Source organism: Acidimicrobiales bacterium (assembly GCA_025455885.1).
Lineage (GTDB): Bacteria > Actinomycetota > Acidimicrobiia > Acidimicrobiales > Acidimicrobilacustridaceae > Rhabdothermincola_A.
The window spans coordinates 184,923-198,190 of record JALOLR010000004.1; the positions used below are offsets into that span (position 1 = coordinate 184,923).

Consider the following 13,268-nt stretch of genomic DNA (forward strand, 5'->3'; position numbering starts at 1 on the left):
CGCACCGTGACCGACGTAGGTGTGATGGTGAGTCGGCCTGTAAGCGGGATTCTGTCCAGCGCCTCCCGGCGCCTGGGTGACCATCCATCTGTGCGGCCTACCAGCGGGTTGCCCCCGAGGGGGCGGACGGGCCGCCCGTACCCGACATTCGGCCTTGCTCCGGGTGGGGTTTACCGAGCCGCCCGGGTCGCCCCGGGCGCTGGTGCGCTCTTACCGCACCGTTTCACCCTTGCCTGTGCCGCCCGGTCGCCCGGCCGGCCATCGGCGGTCTGTTCTCTGTGGCACTTTCCTTCGGGTCGCCCCGACTGGCGCCAGCCAGCACCCTGCCCTGCGGAGTCCCGACTTTCCTCGACCCGGTCACCGCACGGGATGCGGCGCCGGGCCGCGGTCACCCGGCCGACTCACCATCGAGTGCCAGTGTGCCACCTCGGTCACCAGGTCAGGTGATGAGCGCCTTTTCCGGGACGGACGCACCGGTGCGGAAGAACGCGCCGGGGACGGGCACGGTGCCGAGCACGCCTCGCAGGACCGCCATGTGCCGTGCCTCGACCCCGCCGATCGACATGGCGGCCTGGCGCAGCGCCGGCACCGTGAGCGCGGGCGTGTTCTTGACGTAGGTCGAGGCGGCGATGTTCTCGACCGCCAGGGCCAGGGCGACGACCGACATCTCGTCGCTCAGCTCGTCGAGCGCCGGAGTGACGGTCTCGGTCAGGAGATACTGGTTGGGTTCGGTGACCTCGGGCTCCCCGAGATCGACCAGCGCCGATCCGATGGCCTCGCCGTGCTCGACGTGCTGGCTCTGGAAGAGCTCGGCGGTCTCGATGATGGCGGCGGTCTCGAGCAGCCCGGAGTCGAGGGCGGCCTGGTAGACGTCGACGGCGAGCAGCTCGAGGGACTGGGCGGTCGACAACACGACGACGTCGCCGGCCGGCGAACCAGGGGCGGTGGTGGTGGAGGAGTCGGGTGCCGCCGGGATCGAGCCGGTGATGGCGACCTGTTCGTCGCTGCCACCCCCGCATGCCACCAGCAGCCCCCCCGCGGCGACGACGGCACCACCGGTGAGGAAGGTGCGACGCGTCGGGAGGCCGAGGAGGCGGTCCCGCTCGTCGGCGGGCGTGCCGGAGGCGGGGTCGAACGCACGGCGCACGGCCCGGCGCCAGGTCGGCAGCGCGGCCTGCTGCTCGCGATCGGCGGCTCGCAGCTGGCGGCGGATCTCGTCGTTGGGGAGGTCGATGGTCATCTGGTTCCTCTCGGGTCCGCCGTCGTCAGCCGACGGGGAACTGCGCCGGGTCGAACGCGGCCTGCTCGGTGCCGAACGCGGGCATCCAGTCGGCCTGGGGCAGGTCGGCGAGCTGACCGAGCACGACGGCATGCTGGGACTCGATGGGCAGGATGGTGGCGGCCGGGCCGGCGACGACCCAGTCGAGCACGCCCAGGGCCCGCAGGTAGGTGGCCGCAGCCCCCTCCTCGACCCCGTACAGGACCGTCAGGACCTGGTTCTGGTCGGTCGCCGCGTTGAGCTGGGGCACGACCGCGTCCACCACCGCCTGGTTGGGGGTGAAGCGCTGCAGGTCCTCGGGGATGAGCCCCCGCAGCGCCTCGGCGTGCTCGGCGTGGTGGCGGCCGAACATCCGGGCCGTCTCGGCGGCGGTGGTGTCGAGGCGGGCGTCGTCGACGGCGACCTGGTAGGCGGCGGCGGCGGCGAGCTCGAGGCTCTCGGCGAAGAGCACGAGGTCGAGGTCGGCGGGGGCCAGCTCGGGGGCCGAGCCGCCGTCGGCCTGGGCGGCGACGCCCTGGGCGAGGGCGACCCCGCTGACCGTCACGGCGCCGAAGGCCATCGCGCCGAGCCCGAGGTTGCGGACGAACCGGCGCCGGGAGTCCACCAGGCCCGGGTCGCGGTCGTCGAGGTGCAGCGCGGCCAGGTCGTCCTGGATGGTGCGCATCCCCTCGCGGTGCTGCTCGTCAACCTCGTCCACCAGGCGGCGGATCCTCATCGACATGGTGCGTCCTCTTCGGTGCGGGTGGATCTGGTGGTGGTGCGGGTCGGGCCCGGGCACCGGGCGCTCACCTGCGCCCCCCACCTTTGTCGACGGCGGGGGCGCCGATCACATCGGGTCGGCGCGGGCTCGGTCCGGTGGACCGTATCCGATGTCGCGATCGCCCCCGTGACCGGCGTCGCCGCGGTCCCCTTCCGGCGGTGGCTCAGAAATCGAGGCCCGACAGCTCGGGGAACCACTCGGCGGCCCGCTCGACGGCACGCTGCCAGCGTTCCCGGTCGAGGGGGCGCACCGGGTCGACGACGATCCTGGGGGTCCACGTCGCGGCGACGTCGTCCCACCCTCCCCACGTGCCGAGCTCGAGTCCGGCCAGGAAGGCGGCGCCGAGCGTCGTCGCCTCGGTCACCGGGGAGACCTCGACGGAGCGTCCGGTGGCGTCGGCCAACGCCTGGACGAAGGTGGGGTTGTCGCTCATGCCCCCGTCGATGCGCAACGACGCGACCTGGCGCCCGACGTCGGTCTCTGCCGCCGCGAGGAGGTCGGCCCCCCGGTGGGCGACCCCTTCGAGGACGGCGCGGACCACGTGGCCGCGCCCGCTGCCCCGCGTCAGGCCGAGCAGCGTGCCCCGGGCGCCGTAGTCCCATCGTGGGGTGCCCAGGCCGAGCAGGGCGGGGACGTAGACGACACCTTCGGTGTCCGGGCACGTGGCGGCGACGTCGTGCGACTGGGCGACCGTCTCGAGCAGACCCATGTCGTCGCGCAGCCACTCCACGTTGGTGCCGGCGGAGAGCATGATCGCCTCCAGGCCCCAGGTGGTGTCCCGGCCCCTGCGCCACGTGACGATCGGGAAGGTGCCCCCCTCGGAGCGGGCCGCAGCCACGGGACGGTCCGGGCCCGTCACCATGTCGAGCATCCCGCCGGTGCCGAAGGTGATCTTCGCGGGGCCCGGGTGCACGCATCCCTGGCCGACGAGCGATGCCTGTTGGTCCCCGGCCAGGCCGCAGATCGGCGGCGCGCCCGGGAGGGCGGTCGCCTCGCCGCATCGACCCGACGAGTCGACGAGCTCGGGCAGGCATGCCTCGGGGATGCGCAGCGTGGCGAGCGTCGAGAGGTCCCAGGCGGTGGCGTCCGTGGTCAGCAGCCCGGTGACGGCGGCGTTGCTGGGGTCGGTCACGTGGCGGGCCCCGCCGGTGAGGTTCCAGACGATCCACGAGTCGACCGTGCCGGCGCACAGGTCCCGGTTCCGGCCGGGGTCGTAGGTGTCCAACAGGTGGGCGACCTTCGTGGCCGACTGGTTGGGGGCGAGGCGCAGCCCCTGGCCCTGCAGGACGAGGCACTCGCCGACGGTGCGCAGGTCCTGCCATCCGAGGCCCGGCCCCACGGGACGCCCCGTGGCGCGCTCCCACACGACCACCGAGGCGCGCTGATCGGCGATGCCGACCCCGAGGACGGGACCGGCATCGGCGAGGGCCCGCCGGGCGACGGCGAGGGCCGCCTCGGCCATCAGCGCCGCGTCGAACTCCACGAGGCCCGGGGCGGGGCTGACGGGGAGCACCTCTCGACGGTGCTCGACGGCCACCGACCCGTCGGGTCGCACGACCGCCCCCCGTACCCCCGAGGTGCCGACGTCGATCACGAGGATGCTCATGCGCCTTCCTTCCCGGCGTTCGTGGACGCCCGCCAGACGGCGACCCAGGCGCCGATCGTCCCGAGGGACGCGAAGGACAGGATCCAGAAGACGAGGATGATGGGGTTGGGGAGGGTCCTCGTCCACACGGTGTAGACGAGCTGGGCGCCGAGAAAGGTGATCGCACCGGCGAGGGCGCCGTGCACGAGGGCTCGGGGTGGGAGCGGGCGTGCCGCGCCGAAGCCGGCGAGCGCGCCGCTGAACAACACGACGCCGAGCATCACCGGTGACAGCCACGAATCGGCGCCGGCGGCCTGGCGGACGACCGCCGCGGGGAGGGCGAAGAACAGCCCGGCCACGATGCCGGAGAGCAGGACGCGGGAGTCGAGGGCGCTCACGGGACCTCCGATGCTCGTCGGTCGGGCCAGCCCGGTTCACCGAAGGGGCTGTGCAGTCCCAGCTTGCCGGGGTTGAGGATCCCGCGGGGGTCGAGGGCCTGCTTCACGGCGTCGAGCGCGGCCAGGGCGTCGGGGCCGAGGGCGGACGCCATGAACCGGGCTCGGTTCAGCCCGATCCCGTGGTGGTGGCTGAGGGCGCCACCCCGTGCGAGGACGGCCGAGGTGCCGGCGTCCCAGCACGCCCGGTAGAACTCCTCTTTCTCCGCGGTGGTCGGCTCCGCCGACGGCCGGCCGGCGAACGTGAAGTAGAGGCAGGCGCCGTCGGTGTAGCTGTGGGAGAGGTGTGCCGACGCGGCCACGACGCCGGGGACGGCGGCGATCGCCGTGCACGTCGCGTCGTAGATCGCGTCGAGCGACGACCAACGGCCCGTGACCTCCATCGTGTCGACCACGTAGCCACGCGAGATCAGGGCCTCGAGAGCGGTCACGTGGTTGCGATGGGCGTACCAGCGGGCCACGAGCTCGTCGTCGAGCGGCTCGCTGTCGGCGCACTCCTCGGCGACCACGGTCATCGCCGCGGCCACGAGCACCGGGTCGCCCTCGTCGAGGACCAGCAGCACCGACCGGTCGCCGGTCGACCACGACCGGTCGGCCTCGGCGGCGTCGTAGAGGCGCAGCGCGGCGGGCGGGGCGCCGCGGCGCAGGATGCGACGGCAGGCGTCGAGCCCCTCGGCGAAGGTGGCGAAGCCGTGGGCGGCCCTCGCCTCCGCGGCGGGCGCAGGGTGCAGTCGGAGACGGGCCCCGGTGATCACCCCGAGGGTGCCCTCGGAGCCGACGAAGAGCTGCGTGAGATCCGGCCCGACGGCCTGCCGGGCGTTGCCGCCCGTGACGACGCGGCGACCGTCGGCGAGCACCACGTCGAGCCCGACGACCATGTCCTCGGCCTTGCCGTAGCGGTTGGACAGCTGGCCGGCGCCGCGACAGGCGAGCCACCCACCGACCGTGGACAGGGCGATCGACTGCGGCCAGTGGCCGACGGTGAGGCCGTGGGTGCGGCGCAGCTCGTCCTCCAGGTGGTCCCCGAACGTCCCGGCGGCCACGTCCACGACGAGGGAGCGTTCGTCGACGTCGCGGATCCCGGCCAGCCCGCACAGGTCGAGCAGCACCCCGCCGAACACGGGCACCGAACCCCCCACCACGCCGCTGCGGCCCCCGGCGGGGGTGATCGGCACGCCTGCGTCGTGGCAGATGCGCACCACCGCGGCCACCTCGTCGTCCGTGGAGGGGCGCACGACGACGGCGGCGAGCCCCCCCACCTCCCCGTCGAGGGCCCAGGTCATCGCCAGCGGCCACCAGTCCCGGCTGGCCTCGGCCCGCTCGGCGTGGTCCACGCTCACCGAGGAGCAGGCACCACGGAGGCGCTCGAGGACCTCGTCGGGCACCGCCGCCGGTGTGCCCCCGACCCGACCGGACGCAGCGGCGGCGCCCTCCAGCGCGATCGGCGCGGTGGGCCGACCGGGGCCGACGGGTTCGAGCGGGGAGGGGGCGAGGAGCGCCGGGCCCGGGACCCGGTCCGATCCGTGGGCCGCGGTCATGTCAGGCGCCGAGTGCGGCGTCGAGGGCCACCTCGGGCAGGTGGGGCGTCCGGCGCTCGTCGTCGACGGAGGCCACGTAGGCGGCCGCCTGCTCGGCACGCCGGGCCTCGTCCCAGCCGAGCTCGGCGCCCAGCAGGTCGGCCACGGCCGGGGCGGCCGCCGCGGAGTCGTCGCGGGCGAGCAGGCGGGCCCGGGTGCGCCGGCTCAGCACGTCGTCGACCGTGCGGGCCATCTCGTAGCGCGCTGCGTACACGGCCTCGGCGCGGAGGTAGGGCAGCCCGGGCACGAGGGGTCCGGCGAGGTCGGGGTCGCGCTCGGCCATGGCCAGCACGACGCGGGCCTCGCCGCCGTAGCGATCGGCGAGGTGGCGGACCACGTCGGCCCCGAGGGGCGACGCCGCCTCGGGGTCGGCGACCAGCGCGGCGTGGCCCTCGGCCCCGCGTAGCCGGAGCCGGCGGGTGCGACTGTGGCGCTGGACCCGCTCGAGCGCCTTCGCGCCGAGGACGTGCTCGAGCACCTCGTCGATGGTGTCGGACGCCATCTCGCGGTAGGTGGTGAGCTTGCCGCCGGTGATCGTGACCACGCCGCTCTCGCTGCGCTGGACCTTGTGGCGACGGGAGAGGTCGGCGGTCCGGCCCGAGGAGGCGGCGGCGACGAGGGGGCGCAGCCCGGCCCACGTGCCCACCACGTCGTCGACGGTGAGGTCGGCCGTCGTCGAGGCGTTGACCGCGGCGAGCAGGTACGCGACGTCGTCGGCCGTGCACTGGGGGTCGTCGACGGGCCCGTCGTAGTCGGTGTCGGTCGTGCCCACGAACGTGAAGTCGCCCCAGGGCACCACGAACACCGATCGGCGGTCGCCGGGAACGGGGATCACCGCGGCGATGTCGTTGCGGAGCTTGTGCCACGGGACGGTGATGTGGATGCCCTTGGCGGGGCGGATGGTCGGTGAGCTGCCGGGTCGGTCGAGGGCGCGCAGGTCGTCGGCCCAGACGCCGGTGGCGTTCACGACCGCGTCGGTGGTCACCTCGAGCCGGCGCCCGTCGGCGGTGACCTCGATGCCGGTGGTGACGCCCCGGGCGTCCTTGCGCAAGCCCGTCACCGTCGCGCCGTTGGCGATCACCGCCCCGAAGTCGATCGCCGCGGTCCGCGCCACGGTGAGGCAGAGGCGGGCATCGTCGGCCCGGGCGTCGTAGTAGAGGTACGAGGGGAGGAGACGCTCGCGGCGCAGGGTCGGGAAGTGGGCCATCGCCTCGTCGACCGACACCCGCCGGTGCAGCTTGCCGATCCGGGCGCCGCCGGTGAGGTCGTACATCCACATCGCGCTGCCCATCGCCCGGGCCAGCTTCTTGTCGACCACGCCGTCCCTGCCGAAGATCGGGATCAGGAACGGGAGGGTCGAGACCAGGTGGGGCGCGTTGTGGCGCAGTCGCTGGCGCTCGAGGAGGGCCTCGTAGACCAGGCGCACGTCGCCCTGTTGGAGGTAGCGCAGCCCGCCGTGGACCAGCTTGGAGGACTTCGACGAGGTGCCCGACGCGAAGTCGTCGCGCTCGACGAGGGCGGTGCGAAGGCCTCGCGACGCAGCGTCGAGGGCGCAGCCGACCCCGGTGATCCCGCCACCGACCACCACCACGTCGAAGTGGGTGGCGGCGAGGCGCCGGAGGGAGTCGGACCGGTCGAAGCCGCCAGGGAGCACGCGACGAGCATACGAACAACGCCACCGGCCCGGGACCTCGTGGCCGGCCGGTCGATCGCCGCGGGGCGCCGAGGCGGGTATGGGCGATCCACGCCGCCCACGGGTCGGCCGGACGCCGGTGGAGCCGAGATTCCTCTCCTGGCTAGGTAACAACGATTGCAGACTACCGGTAGGCTCAGCATCGTGAAGTCACCGGACGAGCTCACCGACCTGTTCCGGGCCCAGGGCCTCAAGGTCACCCCGCAGCGCCAGAGCATCTTCCGCGCCGTCCACGACAACCACGAGCACCCCACCGCCGAGGCGGTGTACACCCGGGTCCTCCGGGAGATGCCCACGGTGTCGCTGCGCACGGTCTACGCAACGCTCCACGAGCTGGCCGCGCTGGGCGAGATCGGCGAGCTGGAGCTCGGTACCGGCTCCACGCGCTTCGACCCCAACGTCGACGCCCACCACCACCTGGTGTGCACCGCGTGCGGCCGGGTCCAGGACGTGCCCGACACCTTCACCGCAGTTCGCCTGCCCGACGACCTGGAGCACGGCTTCGAGGTCTCGGGCACCGAGATCGTCTTCCGGGGTCGGTGCGCATCGTGCCGAGCCGCCGGGGGCGAGCAAGAACCCGGGTCCGACCCGGGGACCGTCGTCGATCGGCGCGTGCCGGCCGGCTCCACCTCATCACCAGGAGACACCACCAATGGCTGAGTTCAAGGGCTCCCAGACCCAGGAAAACCTCAAGGAGGCGTTCGCCGGCGAGAGCCAGGCCAACCGCCGCTACCTGTACTTCGCCCAGAAGGCCGACGTCGAGGGCTACCCCGACGTCGCCGCCCTGTTCGCCGCCCTGTTCCGCTCCGTCGCCGAGGGCGAGACCGGTCACGCCTTCGGTCACTTCGACTTCCTCGCCCAGGCCGGCGACCCCGTGACCGACGAGCCCGTCGGTCCCACCGAGGACAACCTCAAGTCGGCCATCGCCGGCGAGACCTACGAGTACACCGAGATGTACCCGGGCTTCGCCAAGACCGCCCGCGAGGAGGGCTTCACGGAGATCAGCGAGTGGCTCGAGACCCTCGCCCGGGCCGAGAAGAGCCACGCCGGGCGCTTCACCGAGGGCCTCTCGAAGCTCTCCTGACCGTCGTACCGCCGGACTGACGACCACGGCTGGTCCCGCCCTCGGCGGCGGGACCAGCCCAGGGTCCACCGGTCGTGCCCCACCACGGACCCCCCCAGAGGAGACATCACCATGGCCAAGCTGACCATCGACGACATCACCGACATGCGGGCCTACGAGCGTGAGCGGAGCGAGTTCCGGGCGCACGTGATCGACCTCAAGTCCCGCCGGCGCGTCCACGTCGGCCCGATCGTGACCTTCGTCTTCGAGAACCGCGACACGATCCGTTTCCAGATCCAGGAGATGGCCCGGGTCGAGAAGATCATCTCCGACCAGGGCATCGAGGCCGAGCTGCGGGCCTACAACCCCCTCATCCCCGATCCCGGTCACCTCTCCGCCACCATGTTCATCGAGCTCACCTCCGACGCCGAGCTCCGCGAGTGGCTGCCGAAGTTGGTCGGCATCGAGCGCGCCGTCGAGCTGCGCGTCGGTCCCGACGCCGAGGCCGTGGGCTGCCTGCCCGACCCCGACCACGACGCCCAGCTCACCCGCGACGAGATCACGGCGTCGGTGCACTACGTCGGGTGGTCGCTCACCCCCGACCAGGTCGAGGCGTTCGCCACCGGACCCGTCGTGCTCGCCGTCACGCACCCCGCCTACGCCTTCGAGCTCGAGCTCGGCGACGCCACCCGCGCCGAGCTCCTCGCCGACCTCCGCGGCTGACACCGCCCGCCGACGACGGCCGACGCCAGTGGCCGCCGACACCGGCCGACGGGCCTGAACATCACTGACGAACTCGTCATCATCGACGCCGCCGCCCGCACCCGCCGAACGGTCCGTGACACCTGCGGATCTCGTTTGGACTTGTGCGGGCGGCGCGCGTGATACTCGACCGTCCTGTTGCCGACCACCGCTTCAGCGGAGGAGCTGGGCTCTCCCGATGAACCACCCGTGGCGCTCCAAAGCCGCCTGCCAGGGTCTCGACCCCGAGATCTTCTATCCGCCCTCCGAGGACGACCTCGACGCCACCGAAGCCAAAGCGGTGTGCGCGCAGTGCGCCGTGCGGGAGGCGTGCCTGGAGTTCGCGCTGACGGTCCGGGAGAAGGACGGCATCTGGGGTGGAGCGACCGAGCGCGAGCGGCGACGGATCATCCGCCAACGCCGCCGCACGGCCTGACCCGTCGGGCTACTGCTCCCGTGGCCGCCGCAGCGTCGCTCGAGGAGCTGGGCGGATGGCCGGAGGTGCTCGGCCTGCTCGCCGCCCGCACCGATCTCCCGCGCGCCCTCGCCTCGGCCGCCGTCGGCTCGATCCTGGCCGGCGAGGCCACCGACGCGCAGCTCGGCGGCTTCCTGATCGGGCTGCGCGCCAAGGGCGAGGCCGTCGACGAGGTGACGGCCATGGTCGAGGCGATGCTGGCCGCCGCCGCGCCCATCGAGCTCCCTCCCGGACCCGAAGCGGTCGACATCGTCGGCACCGGCGGGGCGCCGACCCGGCGGGTCCACGCCCTCAACGTGTCCACCATGGCGAGCCTGGTGGCCACCGGCGCCGGCGCCCGGGTCGTCAAGCACGGCAACCGCAAGGCGTCGTCCACCTCGGGGTCGGTCGACCTGCTCGAAGCCCTCGGGGTCGTCGTCGACCTCGACGGCGACGGTGTGGCCCGCTGCGTCCGTGACGCCGGCATGGGCTTTTGCTTCGCCCGGGCCTTCCACCCGGCGATGCGCCACGCCGCCGCGGTCCGCACCGAGCTGGGCGTCCCCACGGTGTTCAACCTGCTCGGGCCACTGTCGCATCCCGCCGGTGTGACCCGACAGGTGCTCGGGGTGAGCGACCCCGCGTTGGCCCCGCTCGTGGTGGGCGTCCTGCGCGAGCGGGAGGCCCCGCGGGCCATGGTCGTGTCCGCCCACGACGGGACCGACGAGCTCGTCACCACCGGGCCGACGACGGTGCACGAGCTCCGCGACGGCCGAGTCGACACCTACGAGCTGCAGCCCGGCGACCTGGGCCTCACCCAGGTCGACCCGGGGGAGGTGGCCGGCGGCGACCCCGCCGCCAACGCCGCGATCGCGCGCCGCGTGCTCGCCGGCGAGCACGGCCCGTACCGCGACATCGTGGTGCTGAACGCCGCCGCGGCGCTGGTGGTGGCGGGCATCGTCGACGCTCTGGGCGAGGGCCTGGCGCTGGCTGCGGCGTCGATCGACTCCGGGGCGGCCGCAGCGGTCCTGGCCCGCCTCGTCGACGCGTCGCGGGCCTGACCCGCGCCGGCGAAGTCGGCCGGGTCGGGCCGGCCGAGGGGTGATCAGGCCGGGGGCGGGACCGCTCTCGGGGCGGCGGGCGGCCCCGGTCGGCCGATCTCGACCGGACCGTCGTCGGACACGCGCCCGAGCAGCGCGTCGACGTCGACGAGGCCCGCGGCCCGCTCGATCTCCGCGAGCTCGTTCGACGCGGCATCGAGCAGGTCGAGCTGCTGCGACAACCGGGCCAGCACCTCGGGAGGCTGCTGCGCGGCGTCCCAGCCCGAGGGGGCCACACCGGCAGGGCGGCTGAGGCGCGAGAGGCGGGCCGAGAGCAGCTCCACCTGGGCGACCTGGCTGTCGAGGGAGGCCACCAGCGGACGCCGCTGGCTGCGAGGGTGGCGGGCGGCGATCACGAGGTGGTAGTCGAGCTCGACCGCCTGGTACTCGAGCTCGCGGCGCAGCTCGTCGACCGAGGACTCCGTCGTCGGTCGCGAACGCCGGCGGTGCGCCGGGGCGAGGTGGATGTCGGCCACCGCCCCCTGGAGGCGCCGGTGGAGGCGGGCGGTCTGGCTCGGCGAGTACAGCCAGTGCAGCGGGGCCGGGCTCTTGACGGCGGGGCTCACCCGGTTGCGCCGCTGGAGCCGCCACCGCAGCGCCAGCACGGCGAGGCTGACGAGCACGATCCACGTGGCCAGGAAGGCGAGGAGGAAGACGAGCACGCTGCGCATGGTGGCCTCAGGCTACCGGTGCACCGGTGCGATGACGTGGCGCGGTGGGTGCCTTGGCCGGGGTGAACGAGGGCAACGCCGGGAGCGGCGAGGCCATCTCGCCGTCGCAACGGTCGAGCACCACCCGGGAGGCGGACTGGTCCAACCATGCGGCGATGCACGCCAACTCGTCGGCGTGGTCGCGGCGCAACGGAGGGAGCGTCGCCCCCGGGGGGAAGAGGCGGCCGTCGCCGTCGCCGTCGGGGTCCTCCCCGGGGCCCCACACCCGGCGGAGACGTCCCTCGTCGAGCTCGGCGCCGCCGCGGCCCGGGATCAGGATGCGCACCGTGCCGGAGCGGCGCAAGCCGTCCAACCGTCGTTGGCGGCGCAGGGCGGCGGCCAGCGCCCCGGCCCGGTCGCGGACGTCGGCGGCCTCCTCGAAGCGTTCGGCGGCGGCGAGCGCCGCGAGACGCTCCCGGAGGGGGACGAGCAGGAGGTCGGGCTCGTGGCGCAGGCCCCGCACCACCCGATCGACCACCGGCTGGTACTCGGCGGGCGCGACGTCGCCGGCGCAGGGGCACACCGTGACGCCGAGCTGGGCGGCGGCACAGCGGGCGGTGCGACTGGGGCTGCGGCCCACCCGGGCCGTGCAACGGCGCAAGGGCGTCGCCGTGTGGATCGCGTCGACGACGAGGTTGGCGGCCCGGCGCGAGACGAGCGGACCCAGGTACAGGCCACCGTCGTCACGGGCCTCCTTGACCACCGACAGGCGCGGGAAGGCCTCGTCGAGGGTGAGCTTCACGTAGACGTAGCGGCCCCAGTCGCGGGCCTGGCGGTTGTAGCGGGGGGTGAACCGGTGGATGAGGCGGATCTCGTGCACGGCTGCGGCGAGGGTGTGCGGGTGCTCGACGTGGTCGATGCGCACCGTCTCGCGAAGGAGCGCGCCCACCTTCCGGCGGTCGTCGGCGGAGAAGTACGACCGCACCCGGGCCCGCAGGTCCGTGGCCTTGCCCACGTAGAGCACGTCGCCGCGTGCGTCGCGGAACAGGTACACCCCGGGGGCGCGGGGGAGGTGCTCGGTGAGGCGGAGCTTCGCGGCCTGGGCATGGCCGGCCATGGTGGGGAGGCTCAACAGGTCGTCGAGCCCGGTGACGCCGAGGCTGCCGGCCCGTTCGAGGAGGAGGTGCAGGAGGTCCCCGGTGGCGAGGGCGTCGTCGAGGGCGCGGTGGGCGGGCTGGTGGGGGAGCCGGAAGCGGCTGGCCAGCGTGCCCAGCTTGCAGTTGGGCACCTCCTCGCGGACGAGACGTCGGGCCAGCGCCACGGTGTCGACGCTGCGGTTGCCGAGCCGCGGCCGCCCGCTGCGCTCGAGGGCCGCCTGGAGGAACCCGAGGTCGAAGCGCACGTTGTGGCCGACCACGACGGCATCGCCGATGAACTCGAGGAGCGCCGGTAGCACGGTCTCGATGCGCGGCGCGGGGAGGACCATGGACTGGGTGATGCCGGTGAGCACCGTGATCTGGGGCGGGATCGCGCACCCCGGGTTCACGAGCGTCTGGAACGTGCCGAGGCACTCGCCGCCGCGCAGCTTCACGGCGCCGACCTCGGTGATGCTGCACGTCGCCGCCGACCCGCCCGTGGTCTCGAGGTCGACGACGCAGAACGTGACGTCGCGCAGCGGCGTGCCCAGGTCGTCGAGCGACATCTGCCCACCACGCGGCGCCATGACCGCAGTCTGCCCGAACACCTGTTCCTCGCACAAGTGTTCGTACTGTGTCGCTGGCGGCGCTGCGCGCCGCGGGTGTGGTCGGCGTCGCCGGCGCTTCCCGCCGCCCACCTGGGTCGGGTCGGTGGGGGGTCCGCGTCGCTGGGCGGCGCTGCGCGCCGCGGGTGTGGTCGGCGTCGCTGGCGCTTCCC

General features: G+C 73.9%; 13 protein-coding genes and 1 other RNA gene. 5 read left to right on the forward strand and 9 right to left on the reverse strand.

Translation table 11 applies throughout. From position 1 onward, the window contains the following. Positions 1-24: 24 nt before the first annotated feature. The 7 genes from rnpB to MUE36_05205 all read right to left on the reverse strand — a co-directional run bounded on the left by rnpB (position 25) and on the right by MUE36_05205 (position 7,310). Positions 25-404, reverse strand: an RNA gene (gene rnpB / locus MUE36_05175) — RNase P RNA component class A. A gap of 35 nt (positions 405-439) precedes the next feature. Further along, entirely contained in the window at positions 440-1,240 is an 801-nt protein-coding gene (locus MUE36_05180; GenBank protein ID MCU0310318.1) for a ferritin-like domain-containing protein, read from the reverse strand. Between the two features lie 25 nt (positions 1,241-1,265). Further along, complete coding sequence (locus MUE36_05185) at positions 1,266-2,000, reverse strand: ferritin-like domain-containing protein (GenBank protein MCU0310319.1); 735 nt, start codon at positions 1,998-2,000, stop codon at positions 1,266-1,268. Positions 2,001-2,202: 202 nt separating this feature from the next. Beyond that, positions 2,203-3,645, reverse strand: coding sequence for an FGGY-family carbohydrate kinase (locus MUE36_05190; protein MCU0310320.1), 1,443 nt, complete (start codon positions 3,643-3,645; stop codon positions 2,203-2,205). After that, positions 3,642-4,022, reverse strand: coding sequence for a hypothetical protein (locus MUE36_05195; protein MCU0310321.1), 381 nt, complete (start codon positions 4,020-4,022; stop codon positions 3,642-3,644). Before MUE36_05195 ends, MUE36_05190 begins: the two co-directional genes overlap by 4 nt. Continuing rightward, a complete protein-coding gene (locus MUE36_05200; GenBank protein ID MCU0310322.1) occupies positions 4,019-5,617 on the reverse strand; it encodes an FAD-binding oxidoreductase in 1,599 nt (532 codons plus the stop codon). Before MUE36_05200 ends, MUE36_05195 begins: the two co-directional genes overlap by 4 nt. Before the next feature lies 1 nt (position 5,618). Further along, entirely contained in the window at positions 5,619-7,310 is a 1,692-nt protein-coding gene (locus MUE36_05205) for a glycerol-3-phosphate dehydrogenase/oxidase (GenBank protein MCU0310323.1), read from the reverse strand. A gap of 183 nt (positions 7,311-7,493) precedes the next feature. Between MUE36_05205 and MUE36_05210 the strand changes: the two genes are divergently transcribed. The 5 genes from MUE36_05210 to trpD all read left to right on the forward strand — a co-directional run bounded on the left by MUE36_05210 (position 7,494) and on the right by trpD (position 10,665). Continuing rightward, on the forward strand, positions 7,494-8,009 hold the full coding sequence (locus MUE36_05210) for a transcriptional repressor (GenBank protein MCU0310324.1): 516 nt from the start codon (positions 7,494-7,496) through the stop codon (positions 8,007-8,009). Next, positions 8,002-8,433: a rubrerythrin family protein gene (locus MUE36_05215; GenBank protein MCU0310325.1), complete on the forward strand. Its 432-nt coding sequence runs from the start codon at positions 8,002-8,004 to the stop codon at positions 8,431-8,433. The genes MUE36_05210 and MUE36_05215 overlap by 8 nt, the downstream gene beginning before the upstream one ends. A 111-nt stretch (positions 8,434-8,544) precedes the next feature. Further along, on the forward strand, positions 8,545-9,135 hold the full coding sequence (locus MUE36_05220; GenBank protein ID MCU0310326.1) for a DUF3501 family protein: 591 nt from the start codon (positions 8,545-8,547) through the stop codon (positions 9,133-9,135). 217 nt (positions 9,136-9,352) lie between these two features. Next, positions 9,353-9,589: a WhiB family transcriptional regulator gene (locus tag MUE36_05225; protein ID MCU0310327.1), complete on the forward strand. Its 237-nt coding sequence runs from the start codon at positions 9,353-9,355 to the stop codon at positions 9,587-9,589. 20 nt (positions 9,590-9,609) lie between these two features. Then, a complete protein-coding gene (gene trpD / locus MUE36_05230; GenBank protein ID MCU0310328.1) occupies positions 9,610-10,665 on the forward strand; it encodes an anthranilate phosphoribosyltransferase in 1,056 nt (351 codons plus the stop codon). 44 nt (positions 10,666-10,709) lie between these two features. Here the strand turns inward: trpD and MUE36_05235 are convergent, their stop codons facing one another. Next, positions 10,710-11,375 (reverse strand): hypothetical protein, encoded by a 666-nt coding sequence (locus MUE36_05235; protein MCU0310329.1) that lies wholly within the window; start codon positions 11,373-11,375, stop codon positions 10,710-10,712. 7 nt (positions 11,376-11,382) lie between these two features. Then, the gene (locus MUE36_05240; GenBank protein ID MCU0310330.1) at positions 11,383-13,077 is read right to left on the reverse strand and encodes a DEDD exonuclease domain-containing protein; all 1,695 of its coding nucleotides are present in this window, start codon (positions 13,075-13,077) and stop codon (positions 11,383-11,385) included. Between the last annotated feature and the right edge of the window lie 191 nt (positions 13,078-13,268).

Coding starts and splice junctions, on each gene's coding strand:
- MUE36_05180 (MCU0310318.1), bottom strand. CDS start 1,240: ATGACCATCGACCTCCCCAACGACGAGATCCGCCGCCAGCTGCGAGCC.
- MUE36_05185 (MCU0310319.1), bottom strand. CDS start 2,000: ATGTCGATGAGGATCCGCCGCCTGGTGGACGAGGTTGACGAGCAGCAC.
- MUE36_05190 (MCU0310320.1), bottom strand. CDS start 3,645: ATGAGCATCCTCGTGATCGACGTCGGCACCTCGGGGGTACGGGGGGCG.
- MUE36_05200 (MCU0310322.1), bottom strand. CDS start 5,617: ATGACCGCGGCCCACGGATCGGACCGGGTCCCGGGCCCGGCGCTCCTC.
- MUE36_05215 (MCU0310325.1), top strand. CDS start 8,002: ATGGCTGAGTTCAAGGGCTCCCAGACCCAGGAAAACCTCAAGGAGGCG.
- MUE36_05220 (MCU0310326.1), top strand. CDS start 8,545: ATGGCCAAGCTGACCATCGACGACATCACCGACATGCGGGCCTACGAG.
- MUE36_05225 (MCU0310327.1), top strand. CDS start 9,353: ATGAACCACCCGTGGCGCTCCAAAGCCGCCTGCCAGGGTCTCGACCCC.
- MUE36_05235 (MCU0310329.1), bottom strand. CDS start 11,375: ATGCGCAGCGTGCTCGTCTTCCTCCTCGCCTTCCTGGCCACGTGGATC.
- MUE36_05240 (MCU0310330.1), bottom strand. CDS start 13,077: ATGGCGCCGCGTGGTGGGCAGATGTCGCTCGACGACCTGGGCACGCCG.